The organism is Paenibacillus xylanexedens, from assembly GCF_001908275.1.
In the GTDB taxonomy this organism is placed as follows: Bacteria; Bacillota; Bacilli; order Paenibacillales; family Paenibacillaceae; genus Paenibacillus; species Paenibacillus xylanexedens_A.
Window position 1 is genome coordinate 4892192 of sequence record NZ_CP018620.1, and the last position, 14882, is coordinate 4907073.

Genomic DNA, 14882 nt, shown 5'->3' on the forward strand with positions numbered 1-14882 from the left:
TTGCTTAACCAAAACCCCTGTTCAATTGAACAGGGGTTTTGGCATATGCATATGGAAAGTATTACACAACATCGATGCATTATATAAAATAATGCGGGTATTTCGCCTTTATCGATTCCTGTTCAATAACAACGAGTCTAAGATGAGCTTCCATCACCTGAACAGCTTGCTCGGTCTTACGCTCTGTGATAAGACGATAAATCTCTTTGTGCTGGGAGATAATGACCTCCAGGTTGGAGTCCTCCGCTAGACGTAATAAACGCAACCGATTAAACGGAATATTCAGTTGCTGCAACATTCTCCATGTTCTTAGCTTACCCGTGCCCTGGAACAAAATCTGATGAAACTCTTCATCCAGTTCAAATAGACGATAGAAATTGTTTTTCCCTATACAGACTTCCTGCATTGCAATGTTGGTTTCAAGTCGAAATCTGTACTCTTCAGGAAAAGAAACACAAGCCAAAGTCACGATTTCCTTCTCCATCTTCTCCCGCATAAACCTGCCTTCTTCCACATGCTCCAGATTAATATGAGAGACGATCGTTCCACTCTGGGGAATAATGTCCAGCAGTTCTTCTTCAGCAAGCTTCATGAATGCTTCTCGCACGGGTGTTCTGCTCACCTGCAGTTCATCTGCAATCTCTTTCTCTGAAATCTTGGTACCCGGCTTAAGTTCCAGATGAAGAATTCGTTCTTTTAACAGGTTATATGAATATGCCCGGGTCGAGCCTCTAATTTTTTGATTAAGTGACATGCCTAGACCTCTTTCTATCAGCCGTATTCATTCATCTTAGCACAAATTACCGTTCCACTTATATCGGTGTGAAACGGTAATCTGGCCAGCATCAACTATATTATTGCTTGTTTTCTTTGTAGGCTTTGTACGTGTCATTTGCCAGCTTCAGATAATTAGATAATCCTTGGCTATCCAGCTCTTTGGCAAACGTATCGAATTCAGACAAGTCTCGCTCACCCAAGATAAATTTAAGTGTATTCTGATCCGAATAATCTTTCAATGGTGTACTCAGAAGTGTCACCCGTTCACGGTCCTCTGAAGAGTAAGGAATTGGTGGTTCTGCCGGGATCACTTCCTTGGTATCCTTCATGTCTTGTTGGAATTTCAACTCTTCTTCACTAAACATCGATTGCAGCAGATCTGTGGTACCACCGTAGGCAAATACTCCACCAGAGAAACCAAAGTCAATACGCAGATCCTTCGTGCCTTTAGGATTCAAACCATTGTAGTTCACATCTTCTACCAATTTACGTTTTCCGCCCTCTTTGGTAAATGTTTCGCCTTCAACGCCCCATTTGGCAAACTCTTGACCCTCATCACTGTAGTATAACCAATCCACAAATTGCATAATGGCTTTGAAGTTTTCGCTTTTTTGAATTTTCCCGGATATCATGACACCGTTTTCAAGTCTGGAGCCAGACATTAATTGCCCTTTTGGCCCACCAGGAACTGTAATCTTCGCAACAGAGTATTTACCTTCTCCCAGCGTTTTGTTCATATCATTTCGGTGCAGCACTACCGTTTGGGAATTACCATTAATCATGAATGATTTGCCGGATACAAATTTCTGTACAGCCTGATCATCATCCTGTGTAAAACTTTCTTTGTCCAGCAATCCTTCGGATACCAACTTGTTAAAATACGTCAGCAGCTCTTTGTATTCTGGTGTTGTAGCCGTGTATACGAATTCATCCTGATCTTCCTTATACGTCAATCCATTACCAAAACCCCATCCTGCCTTGGTACCAAAGCCAGTAGCAGCGATGTTCAATGTACTATTGAATTTAAATCCATCTGAAAATGGAATGGAATCCGGGTAGATTTCTTTCAGCTTTTTGGCTGCATCATACAATTGGTCCCATGTCGTCGGGATGGGGATGTTATTTTCTTCAAAAACATCCGTTCTTACCAGTAATGTATAATCCGGCCATACTTCTTCATGCAGACCCGGGAGCACATAGTACTTTCCATCTTCTTGCCGAAGTCCTTCGAGTTCTTCTTCCAATCCCCATTTTTCCACTTTATCCTTGAAGTTCGGCATCAAATCAATGTAATCACTAATGGGCAAGACCGCACCGGAAGATACAAATGCAGATTCTTCACCAGGATAGGTTTTGGGAATAACCAGCGGTGCATCGCCTGAACTGATTAGAAGAGATCTCTTCTGAGAGTAGTCACTCATGGGAACAATCGTTGGTTCAAGCGTAACACCCGTCAGTTCGGTAATTTTGTCAAAAAACAACCAGTCTTTTTTATACGGATAGATCGGATGGTCGCTATATAGTATCGATAGATTAAACGGCTCAGTTGCCTTGAATGTGTCACCTACATTGTACGTTTCCATCGCTGCCTTGGTTTGAACTTCCGTGACGTCCCCACCAGTTCCAGCACCGCTACTACATGCTGCCAGTACGAAAGTCATCATTGTTGCCAACACCATTTTACCAACAAACTTACGTGGCTTTTGATTCATTTAGGTTATCCCCCTGAATTTGGTTTAGGTTGACCTTGACTTAAAACTTTTTATTCAATAAAAAGCGAAGCGCTCGCCTAGAGCTTTCTGAAAGAAAGCTGCATCGGAAGCATATGCTATCACCGGATTTTTCCTTTAAAAAAGGGAATCGAAAAAATCTGGGGATAACAGCGATTGAAAGGTTATTCTGTCATCGAAGTGTTCCGTGTAAATCATCTTTAGTTCAATTTATATAGCTGCTGCGTATTACTGTTTAACAGACCCTAACATGATACCGGTTACAAAGTATCTTTGGACAAATGGATAGATGGTGAGTATCGGCAAGATGGTTAATACCATCGTTACTGACTTAATATTGGCAGCAATCTGTGTCAGGTTATCAGCTGAGGTTGCACCGGCAGATGCCCCACTTGTCGCTCCTGCAATCATATTGCGCAAATAAATGGTGACAGGGAACAGTTCTTTTTTGTCCAGATACAGAAAGGCTGGGAACCAGGAATTCCAATGACCTACTGCGTAGAACAGCACCATGGTTGCCATAACTGCTTTACTAAGCGGCAATATAATGCGTAACAAGATCCCGTATGTGTTCAAACCGTCAATGGAGGCAGCTTCCTCCAGTTCTTCAGGCATATTTTCAAAAAATGACTTCATGATCAGCATGTTGTATATGCTAATTGCGCCAGGAACAACAAGTGCCCACATGGTGTTGTTGAACCCAAGGGAATTAATCAACACATAGTTTGGAATCAATCCACCACTGAAGAACATGGTAAATACGGCGAACATCGTCAGAAACTTGCGACCCATCAACCTCTTTTTGGACAGGGCATATGCGAAAATAGTCGTCATAAACATGGAGATTAACGTACCTACTACAGTGTAGATAATCGTATTTTTATAATTTGTCCAGAACATGCTGTCACGTGAGATGGTCTTGTATGTCTCCACATTAAATCCTCTTGGGAACAAACTAACCTTACCCGAATTAATATAGGACTCACTACTGAAGGATTGTGCCACGACATTTAAGAATGGATAGAGCGTTATAAATACCACGAACAGCAGAAAGATGACATTGAATACTTTAAATACTTTGTAAGATCTGGATTCCTGCATGGTGCTCCTCCTTTACCATAAGCTTCTTTGTGTCAGTCTGCGTGAAATGGCATTTACGGAGAATACCAGAATCAGACCGATCAGCGATTCGAACAAGCCAATTGCGGTAGCATAACTGAAGTTACTGGATTCCAGTCCAACCCGATACAGGTAAGTGGAGATCACATCAGATGTCTCGTAGATCAGCGGATTGTACAAGAGTAAGATTTTTTCAAATCCAACTGCCAGGAAATTACCCATGTTCAAAATCAATAACGTCACAATCGTTGGCAAGATCCCTGGTAACGTTACATGAATCGTTTGCTTCCACCGATTGGCACCATCGATACGCGCAGCTTCATACAAAGAATCATCAATGGTTGTCAGTGCAGCCAGATACAGAATCGCTCCCCAACCCATACCCTGCCATACCTCGGAAGTGATATAGATTGTTCTGAACCACTCAGCCCGCTGCATAAAAGGAATATTGTCTCCGGTGAAGAAAGCCACCAGTCCATTAATGGAACCATTCACTGCTGTCAGCTGCAGGATCATACCCGCAACGATAACGATGGACAGAAAATGAGGCAGATATGACGCGGTCTGTACAAACTTCTTGAATCGTTTACTCTTCACTTCGTTAAGCATCAAGGCAAAAATGATTGGAACCGGGAATGTAAAGAGCAATGCAAGTCCGCCCAACATCAGCGTATTACCGAATACTCTCCAGAAGGTAGGGTCCTCAATGAACATTTTGAAGTATCTTAATCCAACCCACGTTTCTCCAAATATACTTCCCCCGGGAACAAAACGTCTGAACGCAATCACATTACCAATCATCGGTCCATATTTGAAAATAAGGAGATAAATGATGGGAAGGATTAATAGTGAATACAGCTGCCAGTCTTTGCGGAACAAAGTTGCTGCCGTTCGTAATCTGCTCTCTTTACGTAAAGATGTCATGGTTAACGTTGTTTTAGCGGTTTCCGACTCCATGTGTTTTCACTCCGATCCAGGACTTGATAAGTAAGAGTAATTCATGTACAGTTCCCATCGTTTCTCCTCTTGTAGAAGACAACAACTCCTTTAACTTCACCCCCACTACCAAATAGATAATTTCTAAATGTAAGCGATATCAATTTGATGTATTATGTAGAATCACACAATCCAAGGTGCTTCACATCATTCATTAGCACTTACTAAGTGGTGTGATTGCCAAAACGGAAGAAGATACTCTAAAATATTAAGCGCTTACAATTAATCGAAAATAATAAGCAATAACTCCCTGCTTCCATTTAATGAAGTAAGTCAAAAAGAAATTGCTTTATGACAATCTAAATACTAGTCATACTAGTATGTTAGTTATATTCTAATCCAGCTTCCCCCTAATTTCAATAACTTTTAGCAAAAAAAAGTGGAGATCTCTTTTAACAAGGTAATTTACTCAACAAGCTCAAATAAAAAACATTGGTAACTTCAAGAACGACATCATCGTTCATTGAAGCTTCCAATGTTTCAGGGTGCTGAGGAAAGATGTTATAACTGATTCCGCTTAGAAATTAGCAATAAGCTGATTTAATTCCGATAAATGTGTTATTTCATGGTCTGGCGCATACGCTTCATTGTTGGTCTTATGCTCACGGTTAATCCATACGGATTGGATGCCAGATGATAAAGCACCACGAATATCAGTCGTTAACTTGTCTCCAACCATCATGCTCTCTTCGGGTTTAACATCCAGTTTACTCAAAGCATGTTCAAATATCGACGGATCTGGTTTTCCTTTTCCGAAGTTACCCGAGATAATAATCTCATCAAAGAAAGGCGTCAATTCAGGTACACCATCCAACTTCTCTTGTTGCAAAGCAGGACAACCGTTCGTTAACAACAACAGTTTGTACTTGCCTTGTAACTGACGCAAGGTATCCATCGTTTCTTCGTATACATGTGGTCTGGATCTCCGTTCTACTCCAAACTGCGCAGCCAGTTGTTCAGCAAGATCTTCCCGATCTATACCCAACTTCAACAAGCCACGACGCCAGGATTCTTTACGGTATACTGGAGCAAGCTGTTCCAACTGACGGAACTCAGGTTGATCCCCACCAGTAAAGTTAGCCCATAGGCCTTCAAACGGATTGATTCCAATCATTTTGGTAAAAGGAAAGGTTTCATATGATTCATACAGTCCACGTGCCTCATTACGAACAGCTTCTTCAAGTTCTTCTGGTTTGACCCCAGTCTCTTGCGCTGCGATTAGACAAGTCTCATGAAAAGCTTCTCGAACACTACGCTCATCCCATAATAAAGTATCATCTAGGTCGAACAAAATCGCTTTTAACGCCATTCCGATCATCTACCCCTTTATGCAATAATTACTTTTCGACGGTTTCCACGGTGATCTGGTGTGCTTTTGCAAACTTCAGCAAACGTTCTGCAATCGCATCTGTATCGTAACGGTTCAATAACTTGGTGAACACCCATCTTTTCCCGCGACTGTTATGTTCGATAACAACTGTACCTGGTTCAATTCTGAATTTGACGATATCGTCAACCCCAATTGAACGTTCACGATTACCCTTCGTCGTTATAATCCGATTACTGCTAATCTTGATGTATGGACGGCGAAGCATGAAGATGACTGCCAAAAATACGTAAAGCAGCATGGTCACCCAGTCCCAAGTTGTCATTGGAGCTTGCACAAGGAATGTGCTCATAAACAGATACAAAAAGGCGAGACCGATCAAAAATATTGGGAACAACAAGCTGCGTCCCTTAAAGACTTCTTCACCTGGTGTACCCGTGATTGGTTGACCACTTTTTTTGCGTTGCTGATTTAACTGCTTGGAATTTTTCTTAACCGTTCTCTCGAACGAACGCGACATGAGAATCCCCCTTATGTGTCTTTGTATCGGCTTACATAATTGCAAACCAACATTTCCCCCTATAAATTGCACACTCAAAATAACAGGAAAAAACCTAAATATCATATATGATATCATTAGGTTTCGTTAGTGTTTGAGTTTGCCTTGGTGGCCTTTGTCATTCTCATCATCAACAATCTCAATGGTATCCAGTTGTTGTCTGAAATTACTGCGAATATTGCTCAAATAAATCTCTCTTAGCTCGGCACGTTCAGCAAGTTCTTCCTCCGACAATCCAGTGGACTTTTGCTTACGAGCCAATTCGTTAATGCGTGCTACCAGACTATCTATATCCAAGCTTGTCCCCTCCAAAAATACAAAGTCATATTAACTTTGCCATTATAAAGGCTGCTTGTCAAGCTGACACGCGCTAACACTCATTGATGTGCATTTTATTTTGCAAATTGCGGCAGAGCTAGTACTTGTCCCACTTGGATGGAAGTTGTATGAAGTTGATTCACTTTCTTAATTGCTTCTATATAAATACGTGTATCCATATTCGTCGGTTTATGTTCCAAAGAAATACTCCATAATGTTTCCCCTTGTGAAACAGCTATCTTTCCTCCAGGCAGAACATCATTCTCATTGCCGGCAAATACAGTTAAAACGGTGCTGCATCCAATAAATATAATCATAGAGGTAATGGCTACCTTTAACATCCATGAAGAAATCTTGAAACGCGCTAAAACCTTCTTGTAGTTCCCTATGTTAGACTTCACCAGTTCCGAATTCATTGGTTCATAAATGCTTTGATAAGTAGAATATCTCATTAAATACCCGCCTCCAAACGTTTGTTCCTATCTGTTGAAATCAATATAACACGAACACTTGTTTTGTTCAATAGATTTTTTAGAACAATTGTTCGCTTTTTTTTAGAAGGAGCAATATCTTATTTCAAGTACTTTTGCAAAACATTTGCAGTATTATGCTCTGACTTTTGGACAATTTCTATTCTATAAGTTAAAAAACACTGATTTAATGCTATTTTATTTAGAACTTATGTTTGTACGAACGGAGGTTCTATGTTATAATTTTCCCAAACGTTACTAAAATGGGGTTGATACGGTATGTCGAAGATATCCAGCAGGCAGCAGGCTATTCTGGAGTTTATACGAAATGAAGTCCGGTTGAAGGGGTATCCTCCTTCCGTACGGGAAATTGGTGAAGCGGTTGGACTGGCTTCCAGCTCAACAGTACATGGACATTTGGATCGTTTGGAGAAAAAAGGTTTGATCCGACGCGACCCTACCAAGCCAAGAGCCATTGAGCTTTTGAGCCAGGAAGAGTCTGAGCATTCTCATCAATTTGCTCATAGCGTTGCACGTATTCCTGTCGTTGGTAAGGTTACAGCCGGGGTTCCAATCACTGCAACCGAGAACATTGAAGACTACTTCCCCCTTCCTACACATTATGTAGGCGAACAGAAAGTGTTTATGCTTTCAGTAGTGGGAGATAGTATGGTGGAAGCTGGAATCGTTAATGGAGATTACGTTATTGTCCGTCAACAGCAAACTGCTGATAACGGTGATATCGTCGTTGCAATGACTGAAGACGATGAAGCTACAGTGAAAACGTTCTATAAAGAGAAAGATCATATTCGCCTTCAACCGGAGAATGCGACCTTCGAACCTTTACGTTTGAAACATGTTAGTATTCTGGGTAAAGTCATTGGCCTTTTCCGAGATATTCATTAATATTTAACTTGAGTAACAAAACTAGATGTAATGAAATACGAAAGAGGTTGTCCTGATCAACAGGACAACCTCTTTTTTTCATGTTTATGTTATTTTTCCGGCTAATTATTCACTGCGTTTCAGAACACTCTTGTGATGCGAGAACACATCAAAGCTCTGTTGTCCGTGATATGAGCCCATACCGCTCTCTCCTACACCACCAAACGGGAGATAGTGTGAAGTCATATGAGAAAGTGTGTCATTAATACATCCACCACCGAAGGATACTTGATTCAGAACCTGATCCTGCAGTTGCTCATCCTGTGTGAAGAGATATAGCGCCAATGGTTTTGGCCGGCGAACAATCTCATCCAGCATAGGATTCAGGTCACTGTACGTAAATACAGGAAGAATCGGACCGAAGATCTCTTCTTGCATGACAGCTGATTCCCAGTTCACATCTCCGATTACCGTCGGCTCAATAAGCAACTGCTCACGTACAGAACGCCCACCAATCAGCGTTTTGCCATCTGTGAGGAATTTCGACAACCGATCAAAGTTACGCGCGTTGACAATATGCGGGAAATCAGCGTTCTGTAACACATCATCCCCAAATTTATCTTTGATCTCTGCGCCAATCAGATTGATCAATTCATCATGAACTTGTTCATGCACAAGCAAGTAATCCGGAGCAACGCATGTTTGCCCTGCATTCAGGAACTTTCCACGAACAATACGCTGGGCCACCAGCTTCAGTTCTGCATCGTTATGGACAATAGCAGGACTCTTGCCCCCTAGCTCCAGGGTTACAGGAGTCAAATGCTCCGCAGCTGCCTTCATAACAATGCGACCAACACCTGTGCTTCCTGTGAAGAAAATATAATCAAACTTCTCTTTCAACAATGCTGTACTGGCTTCAACTTCCCCTTCCATAACGGCGATATACTCCTGAGGGAAGATCTCCTGAATCAGATCATATGTCAGACGAGATACCGCTGGTGTTAATTCAGAAGGCTTGATAACTGCACAGTTACCGGCTGCAATTGCTCCAATCAGTGGACCAAAGGCCAGTTGGAAAGGATAGTTCCAAGGTGCAATAATAAGAGCCACTCCGTACGGTTCAGGGTAAATGGTGCTCACCCCATCCGGCATAGCCGGATTAGTTGGGACTTGTTTTGGTGCAGCCCATTCCTGCAGATGTTCTAATGCAAAATCCAGTTCACCCAAAACAATGCGAATCTCGGAACCGTAAGCTTCCGCCTCAGATTTGTTCAGATCTGCCCGAAGTGCATCTTGAATCCGTTGCTGATACTTTTCAATTCCCTTTCTAAGCTGTTGAAGTGCATTAATCCGATACTCGATATTTTTAGTTTGTCCTGTATAAAAAAATGTACGTTGTTCTGTCACAAGTTGTTTTGCCTGATCCACATTAACATCTCCAATTAGTTATTTGAAATTAAATTGCTCAAAATTTAATTAAAGTATACCTCTTCTATATGAAACTTTCAACATACAAATGAAACATCCATTTGTATGTATTTGAAGGATGGTTGGAATTTTGAAAGAGTGAGAGCTAGTATTCCCTCCTATTCGTGGCTATCAGAATTTCTAAGGAAGTTTGATTTAAATCTTTTGCTTCAGACAGTTTAATGCACTGTAGAAAGAATTCTAATCTCAGTTTCTCTTTAATAAGTTAGTAGATAAATGATGATCGTTTTGTGCTAAAACAAACATGAAGTGATACAATTCATCAGATGGAGAGGTTTAGTTACCATACAAAAATACTCCCCTTTCATTAATAAAAAGAGAGCTTTACGATTATCTATCAGTGAACGAATGCATCATGTTAAAAGTAAGCCATGGTTACAGACAAACATAGGCTTCTTTGGGGACCCTTTTATCTGCTTCCATCTATATAACTCATCATCAGTTATTTTAAGTTTTCCACGCAATCATGTGCCTAGTTTCGTGTTTTTTATGAATTGCCCATACCTTGATTTGATGGTAATCAACAGGCTCTATTCTTAAACATCCCGGGTTTGCACACTTTCCACCAGTCTCACTAAGAAGTTTTTTTGTTTTTCTAGATACGTTTTTCCTTCTTTATGCAACTCCCTAGGATAATTCGCGTAATAATTACACTATCCTGTCCGTTATCTTAAAACTATTTTTAAGTCTAATTCAGCTGAGCTACACTTAATTGGAAAGAAAACATAATACCTTTTTCACCAAACATGATTTATAGTCTTAGTTGCTACGTTTGGAATCTTTTTAATCGCATTCTTTACAGGTATACTGCCCGGTTTTATACCAGCCTTCAAAATATCTGTAGCAGCTTGTCTGGTAAGACACGAAAAAAACAACATTTTAACTTCATCATCTTTTGGATTATAACCACGCATGTGAGCAATGGCAGCTATCACTCGTATTTACACGTACATTAATCAGCTGGTTTAGCTACTGGAAGAGTGACAACAACACCTACGCCAGTTAGAAACCTGCTTGTTACTCCTTTAATATTTTGCCAACGGATTAAAGCATCAATTGCTTTATCGGTTGAGCTTTGCTTTTTCGTAAGACCACTCTAACAATTTATTTAGTTTCTGTTAAGTAGTTAAATATTTATCTAATCGGTAATCGAAAAATGAACTTGTACGAATAAAACAAAAAAAAGCCGCTATAATAGCGACTTTAATCGGCTTTTTCTATCCCACAACATAAAAGAATTAATACTCGTTTACTGGACCACAACCAAAAGGTTGGCAAGTCTGGATTGTCGATGCTGTTTCAATGAAACCTGTATAATCATGATATTTATAATAGTGATGGTCCTTCCTGATGAATAATGTCGCACTAAAATCACTATGCCTAACATCTTTAGTGTATGTTTTTGTTACCCAGTAGGCTCTGGGTGCATCCTTAGAAAGAATAACCACCGATGCTTACAAGTATGCCCGCTATTCTACCACCTACAGGTCCTCCTATAAAGGAAGCAAGTATACCTGCTATTGCAGAAGCAGTTGCATATATTATCTCTGTGGAATTTTCTACTTTGCCTTTTATACATAACCGTCTGCTAATGCTTGTGGCGAGAATCTGAGATCTTCGTGAATAGGTTTTATTTCGTTTGTAGCATAATTCACTTCGCCAGTTTAAAGATTTTCATACTTTACTTTAGTCTCATCAACTTTTGTAATTTTTAACTCATCTTTACCATTTAAATCTGTTGCAATATAATAGCTGTCATATTGAATTAATGTAGAACCGTCTTTAAAAGTGATGGAATTATCGGTTGTACTTTCGACTAGTTCTAAAAGGCTATTTTCCACTTGAAGTGCTGGTAAAGAATTTGCCTGATCTTGAGCGAATGCTGGAATTGAGATAGATGTAGATAGCATGACTCCGGCTAAAATGTTTTAGCAATTTTCATTGTTTGTATCATTTTAGTCCTCCATTCAATTCTAATCTTTCTTTTTTCTAAAAAAATCGAATTTGATTACGTAATCAAACAAAGATGTAATCACAATAGCCCCAATTGGAATAAACAAATAAACCCAGAACGGATTATTTGGAGCTTCGCCAGGCGGAGAATCTGTTAAAATAAAGTAAAGAACAATGCAATAGATTATAGCCAATACAATACCTGTTATGTTTCTATTTTTCATAGTTGCTCTCACCTCTTGTTCACAGAATCAAGTATTGTATTTCCAATTCAAAAATATTATGATATAAATTTGGTATAATTTCTCTTATATACCTTAAAGTTTTTAAATAATATTTATGATGATAGCTTTAACCAGTATAATTCCCTTTGCTCAACAGCTATTTTCAGTACTATATTTCGTTTTTTAATATCTGACTCCCTATCTCAGCGTTTCAGTTGCTATATAATAATATGTAACTTCTCATGCGCTAGGATACTAAATGATATTTTCAGTTAAATGCACAATGATTAGACACATCTCTATTCCGACACTTGGTACAAGGTACAAGTTCTGGTCTCGAACTAAGGACATGAACTATAAATCCAAAGTATGGTCAAATTCTCTGAAATAGGGTAGAATTGTTATAGTTACTTTCTCAGCGATAAAACAAATGTAGTAGACTAAACATAACTTTCGGAGCCAAATATGACTCCTGCACAAACGAGCCTTATATACAAAGGCTCGTTTTTTGATGTATCTTGTAAAATATCTTTTCCGTTACTAATTCGAAGATTTTCCTTTTTACATCTTTCAACAACAACATTTTACTGCTCTGTTCGATACTTTGATTAACTTGCGCTTACACCGCTGTAAGGCGGTTTTGCATACACAAAAAAAGAAATAACGTTCTATACAGTACCCGTTCTCTCGACATGTGCCATCATCTCTTATCAGAAGTTTTCCCATCATTCCTACAGCTACCCATTCTGGACGCTCCAACCGAGAAACGTAAGTCTGTAAAGGATCATACTGAGGATTGATTAATGCTGTTTTCAACGTGTGTGATGGGACTGTAACCTCCCCGTTTCCATCTTTTCATGGACGCTCTCCTCATTTCATTTAGTGTATCTGAGGCGGCTTAGAGTGTCCAATTGGATTAGGAGGCTTTAAAAACATAAAAGGGGTTCTTAATAAATACATTATGCTAATTCTGCAGAATATGAAGTTTAAAGCTTCACATAATCAATGGTTTGATGCAGCTCTGCCTTCTCCATACTTCCAAAAACATTAAAATCTCTCCGGCGCAAACCATCAAGCCCCTAGAAAAGAAAAAAGACGACCCACCAATTCGAGTCGCCTTCATTCCAACTCAATGCCAGTTTAAAAAATCACGAAACGACCCAAACAGCTCCGTCAAAATACACCCCGAAAATGAAGGGGAACTAGAGAAGCTGAAGAACAATTGGATCGGACAAACTTCATGAATAAGCATAAATCTTCATAATAAACAGAAAAGTTTCAGCGCTAAGTACACAAGTAGATCTTATATAAACTCGAAGTCATAGCTCACGTTTTTAAAACTTGATGATACGAACAAACACTCTAAACAGCGACCTATTGTAAATCATCACCATAAGATATCATTATTTTAGCCCGGTATCGGTTAGTATTAATCCACATTTACAGGCTCGATCACTTCGAATAAAAATGGATTACCATTTAAATATTCTCTAATGTATGCTTGGGCATACTTTTGTTCATCGATTAAACTGGTTGTTTCTCTTGGATCAGAGGAGTGATGGCAGGAGTTCTCGATCATGAACATGACAAAAAAACATTCCAGATCCCGAATATAGTCCGTTTCCAACTTCCTAATACTCTCATAACCTTGGATAAGCATCCATCGATGCTTTGGCCAAAGCTCCAATATGGTGCCTGCCATATCGTAGAGATAATATCCGTACCCACATCTTCCAAAATCAATCGGATAGGGTTGATTATCCTCAAATACCATATTACCGGTATGTAAATCAGCATGAATGAGCCCATAGTTATGTTCACTTGGATGCATCGTGGTAAGTTGGGATACAACCTTCTCAGCTGCATCTTGATACAGCTTCCATCCCTCTTCGGATAAAAAACGCTCATAGTAACGTTCCAACTTAGCCATTTCACGTTTAAAACTTTCTACTCCCCAAGTAGGTCTTACAAAATCAGAAGGTGGATTGAAATCCTTTGCTGCTTCATGGAGCCTGCTCATCAATACACCCATATTATATGCTTGACTATCTGTAAATTCACCTGCTACTTTTTCACCCTCTATCCATCGCATCATCGTTATATAAGGGCGCCTATATCCTGTCTCTGTTTCGATGTCCAATACATAAATACCATCACAATTTGCCATCCCTTCTGGTACATTTAGATCTTTCGATTTGTTCAGGGCTTGTAACAGTAGCAGCTCCGAACGAATTTCCTCTCTGCTTAATCGGTCCGAATGAATGCGAAGTAAATAATTGTTATCTGTACTGGTTTCAATTTTATACGTGATCGTATCGGATAGTTGAATAAACTGGATGTTATCCCATTCTAAGTTATACTTTCGAATTGCAGATAAAGCGACTTTCCTTGCTCTGATTAATAACGCCAGCCGTTCTTCATCAGTATCAAATCTAAAAAAATCATTCATTTGTTATCCCCCTGCAGTTTTTATTTTATGAAGTAAATCAACTACTTCTCTTATATGTTATTATAACGATAGTAAAAGCTTGAAAATATGTAATAAACAATTTAAACTATACTATACACAAAAAAGTCACATTAGGATTTCTTCCAATGCGACTTTTGTTAAGCTATTATTTTGTATAAACGATCTTTTTAATAGTATCGCTTGAAAGGAAAAATCGATCTGAAAGTTTCTCGATAGTGTCACCATCGAGAAACTTTCGCCGGATTCCATCATTTCTAAGATTATAATTTTTCTGCTGCCTGAATTTTCACCCCGATTTTTAACGCAAACCTTTTGATTTAGGGACGCAAACCAATCCACCGTTCATATACTTTTGTATTTCATTTAGTAATTCTTCCGGAAAGATGCTGTCGGCATTTACATATCTCATGATAGCCGCTCCTTAAAATAGTTGAATTTTAATGTAGCAAAGTCTACACTATAACAATTATCACTATCCAGATTTAAACGGTTACTTATATTATTAGCTCTATACAAACAACCGCCGTTGTTCATAAAATAGACTTTGCATAGAACATATCTCGAAC

Annotated in this window: 13 protein-coding genes; 1 reads left to right on the forward strand and 12 read right to left on the reverse strand. The window is 39.3% G+C overall.

Translation table 11 applies throughout. The annotated features are described in order from the left end of the window. Positions 1–79: 79 nt before the first annotated feature. The 8 genes from BS614_RS21355 to BS614_RS21390 form a co-directional block, all read right to left on the reverse strand. The gene (locus tag BS614_RS21355) at positions 80–754 is read right to left on the reverse strand and encodes a GntR family transcriptional regulator (protein ID WP_074095492.1); all 675 of its coding nucleotides are present in this window, start codon (positions 752–754) and stop codon (positions 80–82) included. 100 nt (positions 755–854) lie between these two features. After that, complete coding sequence (locus tag BS614_RS21360; RefSeq protein WP_074095493.1) at positions 855–2489, reverse strand: ABC transporter substrate-binding protein; 1635 nt, start codon at positions 2487–2489, stop codon at positions 855–857. A gap of 246 nt (positions 2490–2735) precedes the next feature. Next, positions 2736–3608: a carbohydrate ABC transporter permease gene (locus BS614_RS21365; protein WP_036613592.1), complete on the reverse strand. Its 873-nt coding sequence runs from the start codon at positions 3606–3608 to the stop codon at positions 2736–2738. 12 nt (positions 3609–3620) lie between these two features. Further along, on the reverse strand, positions 3621–4550 hold the full coding sequence (locus tag BS614_RS21370; protein ID WP_339177159.1) for an ABC transporter permease: 930 nt from the start codon (positions 4548–4550) through the stop codon (positions 3621–3623). Between the two features lie 589 nt (positions 4551–5139). Beyond that, complete coding sequence (locus tag BS614_RS21375; protein WP_074095494.1) at positions 5140–5931, reverse strand: HAD family hydrolase; 792 nt, start codon at positions 5929–5931, stop codon at positions 5140–5142. A gap of 28 nt (positions 5932–5959) precedes the next feature. Next, positions 5960–6469, reverse strand: coding sequence for a hypothetical protein (locus BS614_RS21380; protein ID WP_017688037.1), 510 nt, complete (start codon positions 6467–6469; stop codon positions 5960–5962). Between the two features lie 126 nt (positions 6470–6595). Then, positions 6596–6805, reverse strand: a complete 210-nt coding sequence (locus BS614_RS21385) for a DUF896 domain-containing protein (protein WP_017688036.1) — start codon at positions 6803–6805, stop codon at positions 6596–6598. 95 nt (positions 6806–6900) lie between these two features. Next, positions 6901–7278 carry a LysM peptidoglycan-binding domain-containing protein gene (locus BS614_RS21390; protein WP_074095495.1) on the reverse strand — a complete coding sequence of 126 codons (378 nt, stop codon included), beginning with the start codon at positions 7276–7278 and terminating at the stop codon, positions 6901–6903. Positions 7279–7575: 297 nt separating this feature from the next. On the opposite strand from BS614_RS21390, the gene lexA reads away from it, so the two are divergent. Next, positions 7576–8202, forward strand: a complete 627-nt coding sequence (lexA, locus tag BS614_RS21395) for a transcriptional repressor LexA (RefSeq protein WP_017688034.1) — start codon at positions 7576–7578, stop codon at positions 8200–8202. Positions 8203–8307: 105 nt separating this feature from the next. Here lexA and BS614_RS21400 read toward each other — a convergent pair whose 3' ends face one another. From BS614_RS21400 to BS614_RS21420, 4 genes are all read right to left on the reverse strand, one after another. Next, positions 8308–9609: an aldehyde dehydrogenase gene (locus tag BS614_RS21400; RefSeq protein ID WP_074095496.1), complete on the reverse strand. Its 1302-nt coding sequence runs from the start codon at positions 9607–9609 to the stop codon at positions 8308–8310. A 1724-nt stretch (positions 9610–11333) separates the two neighbouring features. Next, the gene (locus tag BS614_RS32205) at positions 11334–11579 is read right to left on the reverse strand and encodes a hypothetical protein (RefSeq protein WP_074095497.1); all 246 of its coding nucleotides are present in this window, start codon (positions 11577–11579) and stop codon (positions 11334–11336) included. 837 nt (positions 11580–12416) lie between these two features. Next, entirely contained in the window at positions 12417–12662 is a 246-nt protein-coding gene (locus BS614_RS21415) for a peptidase G2 autoproteolytic cleavage domain-containing protein (protein WP_074095498.1), read from the reverse strand. 613 nt (positions 12663–13275) lie between these two features. Continuing rightward, positions 13276–14295, reverse strand: coding sequence for a phosphotransferase enzyme family protein (locus BS614_RS21420; protein WP_074095499.1), 1020 nt, complete (start codon positions 14293–14295; stop codon positions 13276–13278). Positions 14296–14882: the final 587 nt, after the last annotated feature.

Bases quoted from the DNA above. Each gene is read 5' to 3' on its own strand.
- BS614_RS32205 (WP_074095497.1), bottom strand. From the start codon at position 11,579: ATGCTATCTACATCTATCTCAATTCCAGCATTCGCTCAAGATCAGGCA.
- BS614_RS21365 (WP_036613592.1), bottom strand. From the start codon at position 3,608: ATGCAGGAATCCAGATCTTACAAAGTATTTAAAGTATTCAATGTCATC.
- BS614_RS21390 (WP_074095495.1), bottom strand. From the start codon at position 7,278: ATGAGATATTCTACTTATCAAAGCATTTATGAACCAATGAATTCGGAA.
- BS614_RS21375 (WP_074095494.1), bottom strand. From the start codon at position 5,931: ATGGCGTTAAAAGCGATTTTGTTCGACCTAGATGATACTTTATTATGG.
- BS614_RS21420 (WP_074095499.1), bottom strand. From the start codon at position 14,295: ATGAATGATTTTTTTAGATTTGATACTGATGAAGAACGGCTGGCGTTA.
- BS614_RS21360 (WP_074095493.1), bottom strand. From the start codon at position 2,489: ATGAATCAAAAGCCACGTAAGTTTGTTGGTAAAATGGTGTTGGCAACA.
- BS614_RS21370 (WP_339177159.1), bottom strand. From the start codon at position 4,550: ATGACATCTTTACGTAAAGAGAGCAGATTACGAACGGCAGCAACTTTG.
- BS614_RS21355 (WP_074095492.1), bottom strand. From the start codon at position 754: ATGTCACTTAATCAAAAAATTAGAGGCTCGACCCGGGCATATTCATAT.
- BS614_RS21380 (WP_017688037.1), bottom strand. From the start codon at position 6,469: ATGTCGCGTTCGTTCGAGAGAACGGTTAAGAAAAATTCCAAGCAGTTA.
- lexA (WP_017688034.1), top strand. From the start codon at position 7,576: ATGTCGAAGATATCCAGCAGGCAGCAGGCTATTCTGGAGTTTATACGA.